Below are 19,312 nucleotides of genomic sequence, written 5' to 3'. Positions count from 1 at the left end.
AAAGCCTTCGTATTAAATTTTCGAAATTGAATTTTTTAGTTGCCTAATCATTGGCAAACTCAAATCCTGGAATCACAAAATAATAAATTGACCACCATTCATACTCGAGTGTAAAATACAATTTGAACGGACCTTCAAATTCAATTGCATCATGATTTTCGGCCAATGCAGTATACTTCATCAGCCCTTCTGCATAACTCAATCCAATATCTTCCTTAATCTCAAAATTAATATCTTCAATGGCATATTTGACATTTTTAAACAGGGGGTAAGAATCAAAGACTTTGGTGAATCTGTCCATAACCTTATCCTTTTTCCAAACTCTTCTATCAGGTAATATCAGGGCATCGGCAAGACTAAAGGAAAGTTGTTCTTTCTCCTGACTGAACCAGGAGTTAATGAATTTTGCTGCTTTATGCTCAATATCAAGTGCATGATTGGGGTGGAATTCTTCATATATAAAATGCATAATCATCCCGGGTAATTGCACATTCATTACTTTCTCTTCAAATAGTTCTTCAGTAATAAATTTATATTTAGTCCTGTTATCATAAGTTCCCAAAAAGTCTAGAGCGATCTGTTTCTCGTTTAACAGATCCATTGTTTTATTTAAGGCCGTTTCAACAGAAAAATCATCAAGGTTAGTTTCGGGAATAAAATCTGGTCTGCCAATTAGCTCGAAAATATTGATCTCTTCTGCTTCAGCCAATCCTTTCTCAAAGGCAAGCATGTTCTTAAGGAATATATTTTCAATAGATGCCGGTGTATTTGCTGAAATATGAGCCTCCACACCCAGTTCAGCCTTTAGTTTCAATTGTAATAGTTCATTTTCCATCCGCTTATTTTCATCCGGATCATAACTCAGGGGCAGATTAGTATCTGATATCTTTTTCATGGTTCATGGTTTAAGTTTTAAGAATCAATAATTATAAAGCCGGAATGAAATTATATGATTTATTATACTGCCGGCTCTCACTGGTAGCAGAGATTGAGTAAACGGTAAATATTAATCATGACTTAGGATTACCGTTTACTAAATTTTTTAGGAACTGCTTAAGATTTTAATTAAATTTGTTGTAGTAGCAGATACTTTGCGTTCCCAGGCCTTTACATCCATTTCATGGGCTGGATAATACTATTAAGCAGGATTCTCAATGACAAAAGCTGAATCAAAAGAACCGATAAATGAGGAACAGAAAATCCTGTCGCTGAATGATATTGATGCATCTTTAACTTATAGCTATGCTAATTATCTAACCTGGTTATTTGACGAGCGGGTTGAGCTTATCAAGGGTAAGATCTTTGAAATGAGCCCAGCACCTAACAGGTTCCATCAGAAGGTTTCCATACACATCGCATCTATACTGTTCTATTACTTGAAGAATAAGTCATGTAAGGTATATTCAGCACCGTTTGATGTCCGTTTTCCTGCAACCAGCAAAGCTGATAAAGACGTTTACACCGTTCTGCAACCTGATATTTGTGTTATCTGTGATGAAACTAAGCTGGATGATAAAGGATGTATTGGTGCACCTGATATTGTGGTTGAGATCCTATCGCCGGGTAATAATAAAAAAGAGCTGCTTCATAAATATAATATTTATGAAGAATTTGGTGTCAAGGAATATTGGGTTATAAGTCTTACGGATAAAACGTTTTTAAAATATACTCTGAATGAATATGGCAAATATTTCCCTTCTAAATTATTTACTTTAAGTGAAAAAGTATATTCAGCCATTCTTCCGGATATTGAGCTAAGGTTGGATGAAATTTTTGAAGATTAATTGTTAAAGAAATCAACTATGTCAAAAATAATCAGAACAGAAGGTGAATATACCTGCACAGAGTTTGATTGCTGAATATTAGGAAAAAAACTAAGCTAAAAAATATTATCCCGATACAGGGGATACCAAATGTATGTTCACTATCAAAATAGACAACAGAGAATGTAACGAAATTTTGCTGAGGGTATTTAAGAATAAAAAAGATACAACCATTCAGTTCTGTCGCCTGCAGGCAGGAGGCTATCAGGTCAACGACTATCTTTTAGTAGAAAGAAAGACTATAACTGACTTATCTGCTTCCATTAAGGATGGTCGTTTGTTTCAGCAGGCAGGAAAATTGGCGTCTGTGCCCATGCAAAGTATGATTATATTGGAAGGTACTTCCAGTATGGTACAATCACTTGGCCTGACATGGGAAGCAATCCAGGGTGCCTTGGTTACCCTTTCATTAGTATTCAAAATACCATTACTCCGTTCCAGAAATCCTGAAGAAACCGCAAGGCTTATCCTGTATGCCGCCAGACAAGTCCAATCATATGGGTATAAACAACTATATCCCAGGCCCTTTCCTTATGCCCGCAGACTAAAAGATAAATATAAAAGGCAGATCCATGTATTGCAGGGACTTCCGGGTATAGGCCCTGCCCGTGCAAGCTTGCTTTTGGATAAATTCGGAACGTTAAAAGCTATTTTTAATTCATCTGTTCATGAATTGGAACAAATATCGGGAATAGGAAGAAATACAGCCAGACAAATAAACCGAATTATTGAATAAATGTTGTATCATAATTAGGTTCATGGAGTTCGAGTTCATATCAGTCCATATTTTATATTAGCCAGATCAATTTAAGAATATGCTGACTTTAAATAATTTCGATAAACAAATAAGCGGTTCTGTTTTAAACAGGGGGAAGCAGTATTACAAAGATGGGGCTGTGATGGAAATAGAAGAGATCAACGATGGCTTCTGGAATGCTGAAGTAGAAGGCTCTGAATTTTATGATGTAAAAGTGCAACTGAATGAGAGCGATGCGATAATAGATAGTTCATGTACCTGCCCTTATGATGGGGATATTTGCAAACATGTTATTGCTGTTCTTTGCGCTATCCGTGAGGAGAGGCCCATCACAACTAATATCCCAGCTGCTAAGGCCGCAAAGAAATTAAGCTTTGAAGATTTGCTTAATAAAATAAGCATTAAGGAATATAAAGAGTTTGTTAAGACCTATGCTTTACAAAGCAAAGATTTTAAAATAGCACTGGAATTGGCTTTTTCAGATAAGGATGATACGATTGATCTGGGCAAAAAGTATTCAGATGCCCTTAAAAGAGTTATCCGCAAGCATTCTGATAATGGTTTTGTGGGGTATCGTGATAGTTTTGCGTTGGTAAAAGACCTAGATAATTTCCTTGTTAATGTAGAAGACATGATTCATAAGATGCATTTTCGGGATGCATTTGCTATTTCAATAGCAATTTTAAATGAAATGAGATATGTTTTAACCTATTGCGATGATTCCGCTGGCAATATAGGGGATACGATCTCAGAAACAGTATCTCTTATCAAAAGGATTGCAACGGACGCCCCCATTAATCTTCGGGAAGAAGTTTATAATTATTTGCTTAAAGAGTTAGGTGACAAATCATACTATGAATACGGTGATTTCGGGTATGAACTATTTGACATCTTTGAAACCCTTGCTATTGATCTTAGCAGATCGAATGAATTTTTTAGTTTTATCGATAAACAAGTCTCAAATCTAACCGGGAAGTACGATGATTACCGGAAAGAATTCTTCATTAGCAGGAAAATTGAGCTCTTAAAATTGTCCGGCAATAATACAGAAGTTGAGAATTTGGTACAGCAAAATTTGGAAATTGTTGAAGTAAGACAGGGCGAAATAAATAAATTTATACAAGAGAAAGATTATGTAAAGGCAAAAGTGCTTATTAAAGAAGGGATTGAAATTTCTGATAAAAAAGGACATCCCGGCACAACCTTACAATGGGAAAAAGAACTGCTTCGGATCGCATTCTTAGAAAATGATGTTGAGCTTATCCGTCATTATACGAAGTATTTTGCTTTTGACAGATGGTTCAGTAAGGAATATTATGATCAGTGGAAAGCAACCTTTAATCAAGAAGAATGGATCGTCACTATTGAGGCTTATATTGATGAGACTCTAAAAAAAATACTGGGCAACAATGAAAGAGGCAGGGGTAAATTATGGTTTACTGCAAATCCTCCTGTATTGAGTGCTATTGCACCTGTATATATTGAAGAAGGTTATTGGGACAGGCTTTTAGATTTGGTAAAAAAGGAAACAGATTTGGATGTTATTCTGCAATATCATTCACATCTTTCAAAACGGTATCCTGATGAATTGCTGGCATTATATCTTCCGGCATTTGAACTGGCTGGGGATCATGCTAATGCAAGAAATCAGTATAAAGACGTGGTAAATAAGATGAAAAGAGTAATAAAAGATATGCCCCAGTTTAAGGCTGATATTGTTGCCGTGGCTCAAAAATTAAAATCAAAATACCCCCGCCGGCCAGCGATGGTGGATGAGCTGAACAGAATAGCCGGCGGCGGGCAGAAGAAATACCGTTAACTAAGTTTTTTAGGAAATAGCAAAGGTTTGATTAAATTTGAAGCATGAATAATTGTAACGATGGCGGGCCAATATCATGATTTAGCGGAGGATAAAAAGGTTTTCTCTTTAGAGGAGATTGACTTGTCTTTAACTTATAGTTATGCTAACTATCTGACCTGGCTGTTTGATGACCGGGTCGAGCTTATTAAAGGCAAAGTGTTTAAAATGGGCCCGGCGCCATCTCCCATGCATCAGGAAATATCGGCAAGTATATCTTCCGCGCTTTATAGCTTTTTAAAAGACAAACCCTGTAAGATTTATTATGCGCCTTTCGATGTCCTGTTCCCTAAAGAAAGTAAAGCGGATAAAGATATATATACAGTTTTACAGCCCGATATTTGTGTCATTTGTGATCCTGCTAAAATAGATGGTCGTGGTTGTGTCGGAGCGCCCGATATTGTTATTGAAATTCTCTCGCCGGGAAATAATAGAACGGAGCTTCTCAATAAATACAACATTTATGAAGAGTTTGGGGTTGAAGAATATTGGGTGGTTAGTCCAGGAGACAAAACTTTGCTAAAGCATACCCTGAATGTGAAGGGTAAATACCAAGCTTCTAAACTATTTACTATAAGCGAAAAAGTATATTCGGATGAGCTTCCAGGATTTGAACTGGATCTGGATGCGGTTTTTGAGGATTGATCAATTTATTTAGGAGATTATCTTAATAATTTACCAATACCTCTGCTGATTAATTTTGTTTACGTACTTCATGGATTTTTCATTTTTTAAGGTTCAATTGAGTAGCCAGTTTTTAGAGCTTGATTAATGCGTGTTGTTATTCTAAAGTTTAGCGAATTCATCTATTAAATAAAATGGTTAATTTTAAATAAGAAAAAAATTATGATTGCGGAACTCAAAGATTTGATCATCAAAATAGAGCAACTTGAAGTTGAAGATCAAAGGCAAATTGCAAAAATGCTTACAGACGAGATAATGTGGAAAGCTACTTTAAAAAATAGTGCTGGAAAATTGGAGTTTCTTGCGAAGGAGGCTATTGAAGATTATAGGAATGGGAAGACAAAAAGAACTGATTGGTAGTTGGAATCTGTAATTACTGCAAGATTCCGAAAAGCATTTGCTAGGCTTCCAAAAATCGTTCAGGAAAGAGCAAAAAGCTCCAAAGCTCCTATAAATTATGGAAGCTAAATAGTCAAATCCAAAACTATAGCTCCCTCCCGGCTGAAGCCATTCGGACGGGGAAAGCCGGGCTTACAATAATTCAAGTAACAGGCCTTGCTTTCCAGATATCAGATATCAGTTATCTGTCATCAACCTCAGACTTCTGTCTTCAGACATCATACCTCAGTCCTCATCTTCAACCCCAAATAAATTCTCGCCCAACCCATTGAAAATCAAAATAAACTTCCTACTTTTGCAGTCCCTAAATGAAAGCTGTAATAAGCTGAGGTGCAGGGATTAAATTATATAAACACTAAAAGGAAAAAATGCCTACTATCCAACAATTAGTTAGAAAAGGTAGAGTAGCTCTGGTCGACAAGAGTAAGTCGCCAGCGTTGGACAGCTGTCCACAGCGAAGAGGAGTGTGCACACGTGTGTATACCACTACCCCTAAAAAACCAAACTCAGCAATGCGTAAAGTTGCCCGTGTGCGCTTAACCAATGGAAAAGAAGTGAATGCTTACATTCCGGGTGAAGGTCACAATTTACAGGAGCACTCTATTGTATTAATCCGTGGAGGTCGTGTGAAAGATTTACCAGGAGTTCGTTACCACATTATCCGTGGTGCTTTGGATACATCCGGTGTAGCTGGTCGTAACCAACGTCGTTCTAAATACGGAACTAAGAAACCAAAGCCAGGTCAGGCAGCTGCCGCACCTGCAAAAGGGAAAAAGAAATAATTAAACGGAGGAAAGCAACATGAGAAAGTCAAAACCAAAAAAGAGAATCTTACTGCCTGATCCAAAGTTTAACGACGTAATGGTAACCAGGTTTGTAAATAATATGATGTATGACGGTAAAAAATCTATCGCATACTCTATTTTCTACGATGCAGTTGAATTAGTAGAGAAAAAAACAAGCGAAAACGGATTAGAATCCTGGAAAAAAGCTTTGAACAATGTAATGCCAGCGGTAGAGGTTAAATCCCGTCGTGTTGGTGGTGCAAACTTCCAGGTACCTACTGAGGTTCGTCCTGAGCGTAAAATCGCTTTGGGAATGAAATGGCTGATCAACTATTCACGTAAGCGTGGTGAAAAAACCATGACCGAGAAATTAGCCGGAGAAATCATTTCAGCCTCTAAGGGTGAAGGAGCTGCAGTTAAGAAGAAAGAAGATACTCACAAAATGGCAGAAGCTAATAAAGCATTCTCTCATTTCAGATTCTAACAGGAAATAAAATAATGTCAAGAGATTTAAGATACACAAGAAATATTGGAATTGCAGCCCATATTGATGCGGGTAAAACCACAACAACTGAGCGGATTCTTTACTACTCTGGTGTGAGCCATAAGATTGGTGAGGTGCATGATGGTGCCGCAACGATGGACTGGATGGCGCAGGAGCAGGAGCGTGGTATTACCATTACTTCAGCAGCTACAACAGTTAACTGGAAATACAGAGATCAAACTTACCATATCAACATCATTGATACTCCGGGACACGTGGATTTTACCGTAGAGGTGAATCGTTCATTACGTGTATTGGATGGGTTGGTATTCCTTTTTTCGGCTGTTGATGGTGTTGAGCCACAATCAGAAACTAACTGGCGTTTAGCAAATAATTATAACGTAGCCCGTATAGGTTTCGTGAATAAGATGGACCGTTCAGGTGCTGATTTCTTAAAAGTTGTTAAGCAGGTTAAGGATATGCTTGGAAGCAATGCAGTTCCTTTGCAATTACCAATTGGTGCCGAAGATAGCTTTAAAGGAGTAGTTGATCTGATCAACTTCCGTGGTATTGTTTGGAATGAGCATGATAAAGGTATGACCTTTACTGAAGTGCCAATTCCTGATGATATGGTTGCTGAAGCTACTGAGTGGAGAGAAAAATTACTGGAGTCTGTTGCAGAATATGACGAGACTTTAATGGAAAAGTTCTTTGATGCTCCGGAAACAATCACCGAACGTGAGGTTTTAGATGCATTACGTAAGGCGGTTCTTGATGCAAAAATCGTTCCAATGGTATGTGGTTCATCTTTCAAAAACAAGGGTGTTCAAACCATGCTTGATTATGTGATGGAATTATTGCCATCACCAATGGATGTTGAAGGTATTGTTGGAACAAATCCTGAAACAGGCGAAGAAATTGTGCGTAAGCCAAGTGAGAAAGAACCATTCGCGGCCTTGGCATTTAAGATTGCAACCGATCCTTTCGTAGGTCGTTTGTGTTTCATTCGTGTATATTCAGGTAATCTTGAAGCAGGTTCTTATGTACATAATATGCGTTCTGATAATAAGGAGCGTATTTCACGTATTTTCCAGATGCACGCTAACAAGCAAAATCCTATTCCTAATGTTGGAGCCGGAGATATTGCTGCAGTAGTTGGATTTAAGGATATCAAAACAGGTGATACACTTTGTGATGAGAAGCATCCTATTGTTTTAGAATCGATGAATTTCCCTGAGCCGGTAATCGGTTTGGCAATTGAGCCTAAAACTCAGGCTGACGTAGATAAGTTAGGTATGGCTTTAGGTAAATTATCTGAAGAAGATCCTACTTTCCGCGTACAAACAGACGAAGAAACCGGCCAGACCATTATTTCAGGTATGGGCGAGCTTCACCTTGATATTATAATGGATCGTCTGAAACGTGAGTTTAAAGTTGAAGTAAACCAGGGAGCGCCTCAGGTTTCTTATAAGGAAGCCATTACAGGTACTACCCAACACCGTGAAACATATAAGAAACAAACCGGTGGTCGTGGTAAATTTGCTGATATTCAGATTATTATATCTCCAAATGATGAAGGTAAGACCGGTTTGCAGTTTGTGAATGAGATCTCAGGTGGTTCTATTCCGCGTGAATTTATTCCTTCTGTTGAGAAAGGTTTTGCTGCAGCCATGGTAAATGGTGTGCTTGCCGGATATCCTTTGCAGGATATGAAGGTTCGTCTGATTGATGGATCATTCCACGCAGTCGATTCAGATGCACTGTCTTTCGAGATTTGTGCTAAATCTGCTTTCCGTGAAGCATTGCCAAAATGTAAGCCAGTATTGATGGAGCCTATTATGAAGATCGAAATCCTGACTCCTGAAGAGAATATGGGTGATGTGATCGGAGATATGAACCGTCGTCGTGGTCAACTTTTGGGTATGGATACACGTGCTGGTGCTCAGGTAATTAAAGCGACTGTGCCACTTTCAGAAATGTTTGGTTATGTAACCCAGTTACGTACCATCACTTCAGGACGTGCTACTTCTACAATGGAATTCGATCACTATGCTGAAGCTCCAAGGAACGTTCAGGAAGAGGTTGTTGCCAAGGTGAAGGGGAAAAAAGCAAACGCTTAATAAGAATCAAGTATCAAGAGCCAAGAATCAAAACCAAGGATTTATCGTCTTGAATCTTGGTTCCTGGTTCTTGTGTCAAATATTTTAACCGGTTACCGTTACTAATAGCTCTAACGTTAACCATAAACAAACAATAATGAGCCAAAGAATCAGAATTAAATTAAAATCATACGATTACAATCTCGTGGACAAATCTGCTGAGAAGATCGTTAAAACCGTTAAACCTACGGGTGCGGTGGTAAGCGGACCAATTCCCTTGCCTACAGAGAAAAGAATATTTACAGTTTTGCGTTCACCGCACGTAAATAAGAAAGGTAGAGAGCAATTTCAGTTATGTGCTTACAAGCGTTTACTTGATATTTACAGTTCTAATTCCAAGACTGTTGATGCCCTGATGAAGCTTGAATTACCAAGTGGGGTTGAAGTAGAAATCAAGGTTTAACGGTAAAGCTTTCTGAAAAAATCCGGATTGCAAAATGCAAGCCGGATTTTTTGCTTTAGCCGGACCTTCTTTAAAATCTGAATTGTGCTTTCATAATGAACATTCTTGACCTTAAAGGATAGTTGTAAAACGATTGCCGGTTTAGTGAAGATGAAGCCACTTCGTAATTTTTGACATTCGCCAGGTTCCTTCCTTCAAATGAAATATCCGCTTTCAGCTTTTTTAATTTGTAGATGGCTAAAAGGTCAGTAAAAAAATAACTCCTGTTTAAACCGCTGTTGTTTTTATTATTAACCGAACTTGCATTAGCCCTCAGGAACATGTTTGATGAAAGATCAAATTCGAAATCTACTTCATGCCTGGTATTTTTAATGGCATAAGGTTTAATAATTGTCCCAGCATCCTGCGAATAGCTATCATACGTTTGATAGGCAAAATGATAAGAGTAGCGGATTTTTTTACTGACTGAACCATTCCATTTCCCGCTTAGCAGTTGAGCCTGGTTAATAAATGGGTAGAGTTGCCCGTTAATCAATTGATTGCTTTTGCCATATTGTAAAGAATAGGATAAGCCAATTGTAGAATGCAGGTTAAAGAGATATTTACTGATGCCTGTTTGAAGGTTATAGGACCCCGCCGTATTATTCATCAAACGTCTTTCAGTATAAGAAAGTTCAGAATCAATACTCGCGTAAGCTATTGTATTTAAAGAGGTTTGCCGATAAAACCCCGACGCATTGATGAACAGGAGCTTTACAGGATTCTTGTAATTTAATGAGGTTCCCATGTTAAAATGCGTTGAAGTACTAAACGGATCGTCATTCTGACTGATTGAACGATAATTACTAAGTATCAACCCCTGGTAAGCCTGAAGAAAATTTCCCGCTGACCTTGTCCGGGTGATAAATATATTTCCTGAAAAACCTTTTTGGCGGTTATACCTGACAGTTAAGGCCGCATTAGGCAATAATCTTTGGTCATCTTTACTATAATCATAAAATTGATCCTCAGCGTGAATCCACTGGTATTCGAAGGGTAGCTTGAATGTAATTCTGAAATTCCCCGCCATATACTCATAATTGGGTTCAGCGTAAAGCTTATACTCATTCCATCTGAGTTGGTTCGTTGACGAATCAGGGAAAATTAGCTTATCGTCGGGTGATTCTGCCTGCAAAGTGGATCTGAATTCCTGGATATTGGCAGAGATCCCGAATTTATAGGATTGACTGAAACGACCGCTGTTCTTTTGTAGGGTAACATGATTATTAGTGAAGAAGGTGGGTATCCTGGTAAGCTGATTAATGTCATTCAGCGTATTGCTTGTTTGAAATATTCCCGGCAGCCGGAGGCTGTCTATAACAAGGACTTCGGGATAGGTCGTGAAATTTATATAGGAATAATATTGTGTAAGGGTTTTCCCTTTAGGTGTTCTGATCAGATCTGTTTCATTAGAAAAAGCATATTCCCGGCCACGGTATTGTTGCAGTCTGCTCTGTTCATTCGCCTTCAGGTTAGCCTCATCCTTGCGATCTTTATATTCGTAGGTGGATTTGTTATTGAGATAGAATTGGCTTTTATTTTTATGGAGGATAAGGTCTGCATAAAAATTTTGATGAAGGATACTATTATCCTGTTGTTCGGAAAACCTGATTACCTCATCAGGAAGCAGGATACTGGTTTGGTTTTGATACTTTTGCTTCTCATCATCATATTGATAATATACTTTCGATTTTAATTGTGCATCAGATTTTAATTTCCAGAGATTAGCGCTATTGGCCAGGCCCGAATGATTGAAAAAATACCTGTTCCTGTCTAAAGGCGGGGACTGACCTGTTCCTGCCGAGAGCTGTGGTGCCTGTGGATTATTACCACGTTTTATGGCTTCCTGCAGAGCATTTAATGAAAGCACGTCATCTGATAATGTTTTTGCAGTATTATTTAGTTTGCCGGTGTGGATGGCTTTATAGATATTCTTTAGGGAAATTGCATTCAATTCCCCTTCATATAAACCTGGTAAACCCCCGCCGGCATCGGCCTGACCCAAAACCTTTAGTCTCGCATTATCTTTAAATGTTAAGTTAATATCCACCGCATCGCTAAAAACTTTTCCCTCCAAAGCCTTAATGTTTTGATGGTTTTCCAAAACCTGGATTTGGTTTACCATGTCATTCGGTATACTTCTGGTTGCGATGTTGTATTTGCTTTCCAGCAGGTCATCACCATCTAAATAAAGTCTTGTCACACTCTGTCCGTTAAATTTTATTTGTCCGTTGTTCTCAACAGTTATACCCGGTATTTTCTTTAAAACATCTCCAATTGTCCGGTCTTGTGCAGTAGCAAAATCATCTGCCCGGTAAGTGGTGGTATCCCCGCTCATTTTTACTACCGGAAACTTAGCTGTGACAAGCACTTCTTTTAAAACTCGTGGGCTTTCCAGAAGAACAAAATTATATTCTTTTATACCCGGGCTCAAGTTAATTTCCTGAAGTTTGTATCCCAGCAAGTTTACTTTAAGTACGTATTCGCTAATTAGCTTAATGCCATTGGGAAGTTGAATTAAAAACTGCCCTTTTTCATTTGTTTTTGTATAGCTGCTGATGAGAGAATCCGCTTGATGAATAAGCAATACAGTAACATGCGGCAAAACGACCTTGTCAGGAGTTTGGACCGTGCCTGTTAAAATTATCTTTTGCTGCGCATTTGAAGTAAAAGAAATATTGCAGATGACAGATAGCCAGAATAAGCTAAATAAGAGCTTTCCCCTTTTTTTTGTAATTGAGCAAATAAACTTAGGGAACATCTCATTAAGTTTAACTGGAAGATCTGAGCTTAATGTGTTGATTAATATTCGGAATAATAGTTAATGGCTTCTAAGGGGAAATTAATGTATGATCTGGGTAAAAGAGGACTGATATGTTTAGGAACAGCGCCCGGAGAAACAGTTACTTTACCACCAAATCTCTGTTCAATAAATCCTATAGGATCTTCCTGGGCAAATTTTGCCAGTTTTTTATAATCATCCCAGGTAATTGGCAATCGTTCTTTCCTGTCCCAAATTGTTTTTTCAACTGAATTTTGAACGGTATGAAACCCGCTCAATTCAAATAGAATCCGTGCCGTTTCGTCAGTGGCATGGATAATAAACCCCGGTAAGCCATTTAATTTCCAGGGGCCGGCGTTAAAAGGCAACTCTGCAGTAAACCATGCCACATAATTTCTTCCATGAAATGAGCCGGCAGCTTTTTGACAGTTATAACCATTGAGCTGCTTTTTTTCTGGAAGTATCTTCCAGTCAATTTGAGGAAATGATCTTTCTACAATAAACTTACCTAGCGTTGTAGTAGATGTGAACATTCTTTTCTCATTATAATAGTTGTAAATTTCTTCGTCATCGTATCTTCTTCCAGCGGGAGGGGCCATTGCTCCTTCTTTCTGAAAACTTGATAACATCGCAGAGTCCTGTAATTGCCTGTCGTAGCTTTTATAATGCGCTGAGCTATTTCCTAAATACACAATAAAGTTTTCGGTATTGATACGGTTGAAATCTGCGGTATCATAATGGTGAGTTAGCTTGTAGTTTGCCTTTGCTATTACACTTTCAGATGTTTGTGCATAGGAAAATAAGTAGGAAAATAATAATAATACGGTATAGAAGATGGTTTTTTTCATAGGAGAAGGAGATAAAAATGGGCAACCTATTTTCTGTTGTAGATTACCCATTAAAACTGTTTTTATTTAACCACAATATGCATTGTTAAAAGCATCCCAAATAGTTAATTGATCTGCTCCTGTCAGTGGCTGTTCCTGACACCACATATAGCCAATACCACAACTCGTCATCCCCCCATAACAATTTTCTATTACTTTTATCTCTATTCGTGAGGTGCTTGTTGAAATCTTTTTTATGTCCAACGAAGTGTTCATCTTTTCAGTTTCCATTGAACTTACCTGCGCCTCAACTTTTGAGGGTTCGATTTTTTCAATGGTTTTACTTTTTTCTTCTGCAAATGTGAAAACAGTCATTAATAACATGAAAAGGCTTAGTGCTAGTTTTTTTTCATGGTTAAATAATTTAGGTAAAGTGTGTCTCCTACTCTTTAGCTTTTCGGATTCCGCTAAGTTGATTTAATTATCCTGGCGAGTAATTTTCAACATACTATTAAATTTATACATAAAAAATAATTAAAGCTATTTTTTATAAAAGAATATTAATACCAGTTACTGGATTTCAAACTGGTTAATCTTAAATAATTGTAGCCCACTTAACTGATTCATTTTCGGACTAATCCAAAATTTAAGATTAACTGGAGAAGCTTGAATTGCCAAGTGGGGTTGAAGTAGAAATCAAGGTTTAAATTCATAAATTCATTAAAAAAAGCTATCCTTTTGGATGGCTTTTTTTGTTAAGCTTCTATTTTTTTTCGGATTTTAAATTCATAAAATCCTTCCTTCAGGATTGAATTCGGGGCTTAAAATTGTCCTGATTTTCTGTTTATTTAGTCCTGCATTTCCCCCGGACTATCAGTCTAAAAGTATTTTCCAATTTCAATTTTCTGGATTTATTCTGGGAAAATAAAATTGCCTCCGGAGATATTAAATTCTCGCTTTCGTAGAAAATAATCTACAAAATGGGTAATTTAATCTACATTGCTTCTTTTTTATTTTTACAATCTATAAAATAATTATCGTTAAAATTAAATAAATGTCGTTTTTGCCGATTTAAAGCACGATATTAGTAATAAATAATCTTCTAATGGTCTTTAGAGCCAAAAAATTTGCCGATGGTATGATTATGGCTTTATACATCCAATGGGTTTAGTTATAGACCTTTTTGAAGTAATTATTTAGAGCATAGTGCATTTAAACAGAACACATAAACTATATATTTTATTTGCCTTTTCTATTCTGTTTCCTTCTGTTTTGAGGGCACAGGAAATTGTGCAGATGACTGTTCACTCAGGTGAATCTTTTTATGTTCATCCTGAGGCGAATGTTTCGGTTTTTTCTGATTTAAATAACTCGGGTTCTCTTGGATCTTACAACCTGTCTACAATTAATTTTCTTGGTCAGCGCTGGAATAATATGAGCGGAAGTCGGATAGTAGATGAGAGTACAGGTGGTCAAACCGGATTAGGTGGAACCATTAGATTTTCAGGAACAACTTCCCCCCAAAATATCAACACTTTAACCAACGCGCAGAATAATACAGGATTCCCTAATATTACCCTTGCAAATCCACAAAATTTAATTCTTCAGGGCAACGACCTTCTGGTCAGAAGAAGTTTTAATTTTCTGAGTGGCAAGGTGATTCTGAATAACAGAAATGCAATAATGCAAATTGGAGCCAACATTGCCGGCTTTGATAATAATAAATATTTCGTTACAGGCACGGCTACCAGTGGTGGTTCTTTAATCAGGAAAACTAGTGGTTCACAGAACACTCAAATCATCTTTCCACTTGGATCAACTGTTGGTAGTTACGCACCGGCTTCCATTACTTATACCGGTATTGCCCAGGATTTAAAGCTAAGGGTTTTCGATAACGTTTACGACAAGGCTACATTTGGAAACCCTGACAATGTAAATTTCGTAACTAAAACATGGAATTTATCACTTACAAATCTTGACCCTAATGCCAATATTGTATTGAGTGCTCAGCATCATTCATCCGAAGAAGGTTCACAGTTTACTGCCGACAAAACAAAAAGTTTCCTCAGCAGGTATCAGTCAAATATTGAGAAGTGGGATTCTACAAATGGTACCGGGCTTACACCAGGGATAATTTCTTCAGGTAGCCCAATTCCCGGCGCATTCATCAATACACGAACAATTAGTGGTGGAATAGGTTTAAACGAATATTTTTCAAAATCTGTTGTAAAGGAAAATGTGCTTGCAAATTATAGGGTTCCTGTTGGTATTTCGCCTAACAATGATGGTTTGAATGACAAATTTGTAATTGAGAATCTCAAAGCTACTGATAAAGTCAGAATTGATATTTACAACAGATGGCAAAGTCTTGTTTTCAGGGATACTAATTACAAAAACACTTTTGAAGGAATAGGAAATCAGAAGGGATTGGTTAACAATAATCTTCCTGATGGAACATATTATTATATTTTGTACTTTAATGACTCAAAACCTGTAACGGGCTATATCATCATTAACAGGTAATGAAACTTATGTTTAAAGGAACAATTAGGGTATTATTTTGCTTGATTATATCTCTTACCGGATCGCAAAATCTGATTGCCCAACAATTGCCTCTTTTTTCTGAATATATGTTTAACACCTTGGAAATTAATCCTGCCTATGCAGGCTTCAGGGATGCTTTGAGCATAACCACAATGTTCCGTAAACAATATACAGGATTTAAAACTGCCCCTCAAAGTGCATTTTTTGCTGCAGATATGCCCATATCTGGTAAACGGGTCGGAGTGGGTATAAAATTACTTGACGATAGGGATGAAATTACAAAGACCCTTGGAGCACAGGGTGTTTATTCATTCAAGATTCCAACCGGACCCTATTCTACTATTTCACTTGGTTTACAGGGAGGAGTTTATAATTTCAAAACAGATTACACCAAGGTTGATGTCATTGATCCGAATGATCCTTCTTTCAGTCAGAATATCAATTCTCTCAAACTGAATTTTGGCACCGGAGTCTTTTTTAATACTGAAACTTTCTATGTTGGACTTTCATCACCTAATTTAATCCGAAATAACTTCAATAAGGAAAACAATACCGGTGCGTTCAGCGAACTCAAGCAGCAAATGCATATTTATTTCAATACAGGCTATGTTTTTGCACTCAGTGATGATCTTCACATTAAGCCATCTGTTTTAGTTCGGGGCGTAGCCGGAAGTCCGATTTCCTATGATATCAACACAAATTTCTGGATATCCGATATGCTTGGTCTTGGATTCTCATATCGAAATAAAACCGCAATGGTAGGAATAATTGATCTCAAATTAGTCCCTGAACTGCATTTGGGATATGCATATGATCATAGTATATCAGAGTACAATATAATCTCAAAGGGTTCTCACGAAGTGATCTTGAGATATGAATTCTCATTTAATAGAACGGCCCTTTCACCAAGATATTTTTAAATCATGAAAAGTAAATTACCCCCGAAATTTATTCAGAGTAAGAGCCTAAGCACTGCTCTTTTTGTCATTTTATGCCTTTTTTGCGTAAATCTTAGCCAGGCTCAGGTAAAAATAGGTACAAATCCTGATCAGATTCAGCGCGCTTCCATCCTTGAATTGGAGAGTGATACCAAGGGTTTATTATTGCCTCGATTGAGCGATACTATTGCAATAAATGCCTTGAATCCATTGGATGGTATGCTTATTTATCTTACAAAAGCACCTATACAAGGACTCTATGTTCGTAAGAATGGAGTTTGGAATTTCCTGAGCGGGGTGTCAAATAGCGGTACAAATATCAATGTCAATGTAGATGAAACCAAGTTGAATCTTGGGAATATTGGTGGTAAAATAAATCCTGCAACTCAGATTACAGCATCTCCGGGAACGGTTTCAGGCCAGGTTCTTACCTGGAACGGAGTTGCATGGGAACCTAAGTCGATCTTACAGGTATCGACTGCGATTGTTGAAAAGGCAAAGGAATTTAATACTACTTCAGGAGAAAATGTAATTATTGAACCCAATAGTACAAACGTAGTAAAGGTTAATGTTTCAGGAGCCGTTCTGGGAGATATCGTCTTTGTCGCCTTGATTGGAGATACTCCCGATTTTTCAGTATACAATGCATGGGTCAGTGCTACAAATGAAGTAAGCATACGTTTCGCTAATTATCAGTCCGATCCCGTAACAATTATCGGAACACAGTATAAAGTTTTATTAATGAAATAAGTCAGTGTGAAGCAGGAAATCTGCAGATCATAATGATATAGATTTTTTATCGGATTATATGAAATACTCAATGAAACGATTTATCCGTTTGGCCTGTTTGACAGGCGTTTTGCTAGGAGCAATAAGTACAGTGCAGGGGCAATCGAGGCAGATTAAGCTTGGTGACAATTTGGGAGACCATATGGCAGCAAAGGATCTCGATATGAACAGTAAGCAAATACTGAACGCAGAGGGAATTGCTATCGGTTCGGCTACCATTACTAACCAGAATGTTGCCTTTCAGATTGATGGGACAAATAAAGCTATCCTGATGCCTCGTATCACTGCGCTTACTGCTATTGCCTCTCCGGTCAATGGTATGTTGGTTTATAATTCTGCTGATAATAAATTCTATGTCAGGGAGAACGGGGCATGGGTATCCTTTGCAACTGTCACCGATTTGAACAATAAGACTTCGAATATTACAGTTGACAATATTTCAATTATCAAAGACAATACCGGTGCTCTTTCAGCAAATGTAAATTCTGCAATTTGGAATGCAAACCGGCTTCAGGGTAATGCAGTATCAGCTACAGTACCACTTACCGGCCAGGTTTTGGGTTGGAATGGTACTACCTGGCTTCCGACAGTTGTTACTTCTGCAACTGCTCAATCTGTAACCAATGAAACACAGCCGAATATTACTTCTGTTGGTACCCTGACCAGATTAGCGGTGACTGCTCCAATTGTGGGAAGTATTACAGGAAATGCAGCCACAGCTACAAAATTGGCAACTCCAAGGACTATCAATGGAGTAGCATTTGATGGTTCATCAAATATTTCAATCAGCGCTGCGGCAAGCGCCGGTACATTAACCGGAACTACACTAAATTCTGCTGTAGTCAATTCGTCCCTGAAATCGGTTGGAACTTTGGCTAATCTGACAGTTACCAATCCTGTTGTGGGAAGTGTAACAGGTAGCGCAGCTACTGTTACAGCTCCAGCTCAGCCAAACATTACTTCTGTGGGTACCTTAACAGATCTAACGGTAACCAATCCCATTGCTGGTAATGTTGCCGGAAATGCCGGAACAGCCACCAAACTTGCAGCTTCAAAAAATATTAACGGAGTAGCATTTGATGGTTCAGCAGATATTACGATCAGCGCTGCGGCGGATGCAAATACACTAACAGGGACAACGCTGAACCCGGCAATAGTTAATTCATCCCTGACTTCAGTTGGAACTTTGAGTGGCCTAACGGTTACCGCTCCGATTACCGGAAGTGTGACTGGCACGGCCACCACAGCCACTAACCTTGCGGCGGGATCTGGTGGAACGATCCCTTACCAGTCGGCAGCAGGAACCACTGCAATGCTGGCTAACGGTACAGCAGGTCAGGTCCTTCAGAGCAATGGAACGACCCTTGCCCCAAGCTGGGTGAATGCCGGAACAGGTGACATGACCCTGGCCGGAGTTCAAAGCATTACCGGAGCGAAAACTTTCGGAGCAGCAGGCAACGTAGGTAAACTGATCATTGCAGGTAGTACTTCTGGAACAACAATCCTGAATGCGAATGCGACGGCAGGATCCGGAACAGTCGTTCTTCCAACTACAGGCACCCTGGCTACCTTAGACGGCACAGAGACTTTAACTAATAAAACCCTGACTTCACCGACTTTGACTACCCCGGCCCTTGGTACACCAAGTGCACTGGTAGGAACAAACATCACAGGAACAGCAGCAGGATTGAACATTGGCGGTAATGCAGCTACAGCAACAACAGCAACAAGTGCAACTTCAGCAACCACTGCAACTAACCTTGCAGCAGGATTAGGCGGACAGATCCCGTACCAGTCGACAGCAGGAACCACTGCAATGCTGGCTAACGGTACAGCAGGTCAGGTTCTTCAGAGCAATGGAACGACCCTTGCCCCGAGCTGGATCACAGCAAGTGCGGGAGATATGACCTTAGCCGGCACACAGTCAGTAACCGGAGCAAAAACTTTCGGAGCAGCAGGCAACGTAGGTAAACTGATCATTGCAGGTAGTACTTCTGGAACAACAATCCTGAACGCGAATGCTACAGCAGGATCCGGAACA

At 38.5% G+C, this 19,312-nt stretch carries 17 protein-coding genes; 13 read left to right on the top strand and 4 right to left on the bottom strand.

What is annotated here, in order from left to right; genetic code table 11:
- Positions 1-43: 43 nt before the first annotated feature.
- On the bottom strand, positions 44-895 hold the full coding sequence (locus Q8M41_RS11955) for a hypothetical protein (protein ID WP_305365511.1): 852 nt from the start codon (positions 893-895) through the stop codon (positions 44-46).
- Between the two features lie 259 nt (positions 896-1,154).
- Between Q8M41_RS11955 and Q8M41_RS11950 the strand changes: the two genes are divergently transcribed.
- The 9 genes from Q8M41_RS11950 (at position 1,155) to rpsJ (ending at position 9,352) form a co-directional block, all read left to right on the top strand.
- The gene (locus tag Q8M41_RS11950) at positions 1,155-1,784 is read left to right on the top strand and encodes a Uma2 family endonuclease (RefSeq protein WP_305365510.1); all 630 of its coding nucleotides are present in this window, start codon (positions 1,155-1,157) and stop codon (positions 1,782-1,784) included.
- Between the two features lie 133 nt (positions 1,785-1,917).
- On the top strand, positions 1,918-2,559 hold the full coding sequence (locus tag Q8M41_RS11945) for an ERCC4 domain-containing protein (RefSeq protein ID WP_305365509.1): 642 nt from the start codon (positions 1,918-1,920) through the stop codon (positions 2,557-2,559).
- A 79-nt stretch (positions 2,560-2,638) separates the two neighbouring features.
- The gene (locus Q8M41_RS11940) at positions 2,639-4,399 is read left to right on the top strand and encodes an SWIM zinc finger domain-containing protein (protein ID WP_305365508.1); all 1,761 of its coding nucleotides are present in this window, start codon (positions 2,639-2,641) and stop codon (positions 4,397-4,399) included.
- A 60-nt stretch (positions 4,400-4,459) separates the two neighbouring features.
- Entirely contained in the window at positions 4,460-5,083 is a 624-nt protein-coding gene (locus Q8M41_RS11935; protein WP_305365507.1) for a Uma2 family endonuclease, read from the top strand.
- A gap of 201 nt (positions 5,084-5,284) precedes the next feature.
- Positions 5,285-5,482, top strand: a complete 198-nt coding sequence (locus tag Q8M41_RS11930; protein ID WP_305365506.1) for a hypothetical protein — start codon at positions 5,285-5,287, stop codon at positions 5,480-5,482.
- A 407-nt stretch (positions 5,483-5,889) separates the two neighbouring features.
- Entirely contained in the window at positions 5,890-6,303 is a 414-nt protein-coding gene (rpsL, locus tag Q8M41_RS11925; protein WP_079703557.1) for a 30S ribosomal protein S12, read from the top strand.
- Between the two features lie 19 nt (positions 6,304-6,322).
- Positions 6,323-6,790 carry a 30S ribosomal protein S7 gene (gene rpsG / locus Q8M41_RS11920; RefSeq protein ID WP_079703558.1) on the top strand — a complete coding sequence of 156 codons (468 nt, stop codon included), beginning with the start codon at positions 6,323-6,325 and terminating at the stop codon, positions 6,788-6,790.
- Positions 6,791-6,804: 14 nt separating this feature from the next.
- A complete protein-coding gene (gene fusA / locus Q8M41_RS11915) occupies positions 6,805-8,910 on the top strand; it encodes an elongation factor G (RefSeq protein WP_305365505.1) in 2,106 nt (701 codons plus the stop codon).
- 136 nt (positions 8,911-9,046) lie between these two features.
- Positions 9,047-9,352 carry a 30S ribosomal protein S10 gene (rpsJ, locus tag Q8M41_RS11910; RefSeq protein WP_090706153.1) on the top strand — a complete coding sequence of 102 codons (306 nt, stop codon included), beginning with the start codon at positions 9,047-9,049 and terminating at the stop codon, positions 9,350-9,352.
- 70 nt (positions 9,353-9,422) lie between these two features.
- On the opposite strand, the gene Q8M41_RS11905 is transcribed toward rpsJ, so the two are convergent.
- The 3 genes from Q8M41_RS11905 to Q8M41_RS11895 all read right to left on the bottom strand — a co-directional run bounded on the left by Q8M41_RS11905 (position 9,423) and on the right by Q8M41_RS11895 (position 13,375).
- Positions 9,423-12,152 (bottom strand): TonB-dependent receptor, encoded by a 2,730-nt coding sequence (locus Q8M41_RS11905; protein ID WP_305365504.1) that lies wholly within the window; start codon positions 12,150-12,152, stop codon positions 9,423-9,425.
- A gap of 41 nt (positions 12,153-12,193) precedes the next feature.
- Positions 12,194-13,021, bottom strand: coding sequence for a GLPGLI family protein (locus Q8M41_RS11900; RefSeq protein ID WP_305365503.1), 828 nt, complete (start codon positions 13,019-13,021; stop codon positions 12,194-12,196).
- 66 nt (positions 13,022-13,087) lie between these two features.
- A complete protein-coding gene (locus Q8M41_RS11895) occupies positions 13,088-13,375 on the bottom strand; it encodes a hypothetical protein (RefSeq protein WP_305365502.1) in 288 nt (95 codons plus the stop codon).
- A gap of 831 nt (positions 13,376-14,206) precedes the next feature.
- On the opposite strand from Q8M41_RS11895, the gene Q8M41_RS11890 reads away from it, so the two are divergent.
- From Q8M41_RS11890 to Q8M41_RS11875, 4 genes are all read left to right on the top strand, one after another.
- Positions 14,207-15,523, top strand: coding sequence for a gliding motility-associated C-terminal domain-containing protein (locus Q8M41_RS11890; protein WP_305365501.1), 1,317 nt, complete (start codon positions 14,207-14,209; stop codon positions 15,521-15,523).
- Positions 15,523-16,464, top strand: a complete 942-nt coding sequence (locus tag Q8M41_RS11885) for a type IX secretion system membrane protein PorP/SprF (RefSeq protein WP_370870491.1) — start codon at positions 15,523-15,525, stop codon at positions 16,462-16,464. The genes Q8M41_RS11890 and Q8M41_RS11885 overlap by 1 nt, the downstream gene beginning before the upstream one ends.
- Before the next feature lie 3 nt (positions 16,465-16,467).
- On the top strand, positions 16,468-17,232 hold the full coding sequence (locus Q8M41_RS11880; RefSeq protein ID WP_305365499.1) for a hypothetical protein: 765 nt from the start codon (positions 16,468-16,470) through the stop codon (positions 17,230-17,232).
- A 70-nt stretch (positions 17,233-17,302) separates the two neighbouring features.
- On the top strand, positions 17,303-19,312 hold a 2,010-nt coding region (locus Q8M41_RS11875), incomplete at its 3' end, for a hypothetical protein (protein ID WP_305365498.1).

The sequence above is a fragment of the Daejeonella sp. genome (assembly GCF_030684675.1).
In the GTDB taxonomy this organism is placed as follows: domain Bacteria; phylum Bacteroidota; class Bacteroidia; order Sphingobacteriales; family Sphingobacteriaceae; genus Daejeonella.
The sequence above is the reverse complement of the archived record's forward strand: the minus strand, read 5'-3'. Positions and strand labels throughout refer to the sequence as shown.

Bases quoted from the DNA above. Each gene is read 5' to 3' on its own strand.
- fusA (WP_305365505.1), top strand. From the start codon at position 6,805: ATGTCAAGAGATTTAAGATACACAAGAAATATTGGAATTGCAGCCCAT.
- Q8M41_RS11930 (WP_305365506.1), top strand. From the start codon at position 5,285: ATGATTGCGGAACTCAAAGATTTGATCATCAAAATAGAGCAACTTGAA.
- Q8M41_RS11905 (WP_305365504.1), bottom strand. From the start codon at position 12,152: ATGTTCCCTAAGTTTATTTGCTCAATTACAAAAAAAAGGGGAAAGCTC.
- rpsJ (WP_090706153.1), top strand. From the start codon at position 9,047: ATGAGCCAAAGAATCAGAATTAAATTAAAATCATACGATTACAATCTC.
- Q8M41_RS11945 (WP_305365509.1), top strand. From the start codon at position 1,918: ATGTTCACTATCAAAATAGACAACAGAGAATGTAACGAAATTTTGCTG.
- Q8M41_RS11955 (WP_305365511.1), bottom strand. From the start codon at position 895: ATGAAAAAGATATCAGATACTAATCTGCCCCTGAGTTATGATCCGGAT.
- rpsL (WP_079703557.1), top strand. From the start codon at position 5,890: ATGCCTACTATCCAACAATTAGTTAGAAAAGGTAGAGTAGCTCTGGTC.
- rpsG (WP_079703558.1), top strand. From the start codon at position 6,323: ATGAGAAAGTCAAAACCAAAAAAGAGAATCTTACTGCCTGATCCAAAG.
- Q8M41_RS11895 (WP_305365502.1), bottom strand. From the start codon at position 13,375: ATGACTGTTTTCACATTTGCAGAAGAAAAAAGTAAAACCATTGAAAAA.
- Q8M41_RS11885 (WP_370870491.1), top strand. From the start codon at position 15,523: ATGAAACTTATGTTTAAAGGAACAATTAGGGTATTATTTTGCTTGATT.
- Q8M41_RS11940 (WP_305365508.1), top strand. From the start codon at position 2,639: ATGCTGACTTTAAATAATTTCGATAAACAAATAAGCGGTTCTGTTTTA.
- Q8M41_RS11950 (WP_305365510.1), top strand. From the start codon at position 1,155: ATGACAAAAGCTGAATCAAAAGAACCGATAAATGAGGAACAGAAAATC.
- Q8M41_RS11900 (WP_305365503.1), bottom strand. From the start codon at position 13,021: ATGAAAAAAACCATCTTCTATACCGTATTATTATTATTTTCCTACTTA.
- Q8M41_RS11935 (WP_305365507.1), top strand. From the start codon at position 4,460: ATGGCGGGCCAATATCATGATTTAGCGGAGGATAAAAAGGTTTTCTCT.
- Q8M41_RS11880 (WP_305365499.1), top strand. From the start codon at position 16,468: ATGAAAAGTAAATTACCCCCGAAATTTATTCAGAGTAAGAGCCTAAGC.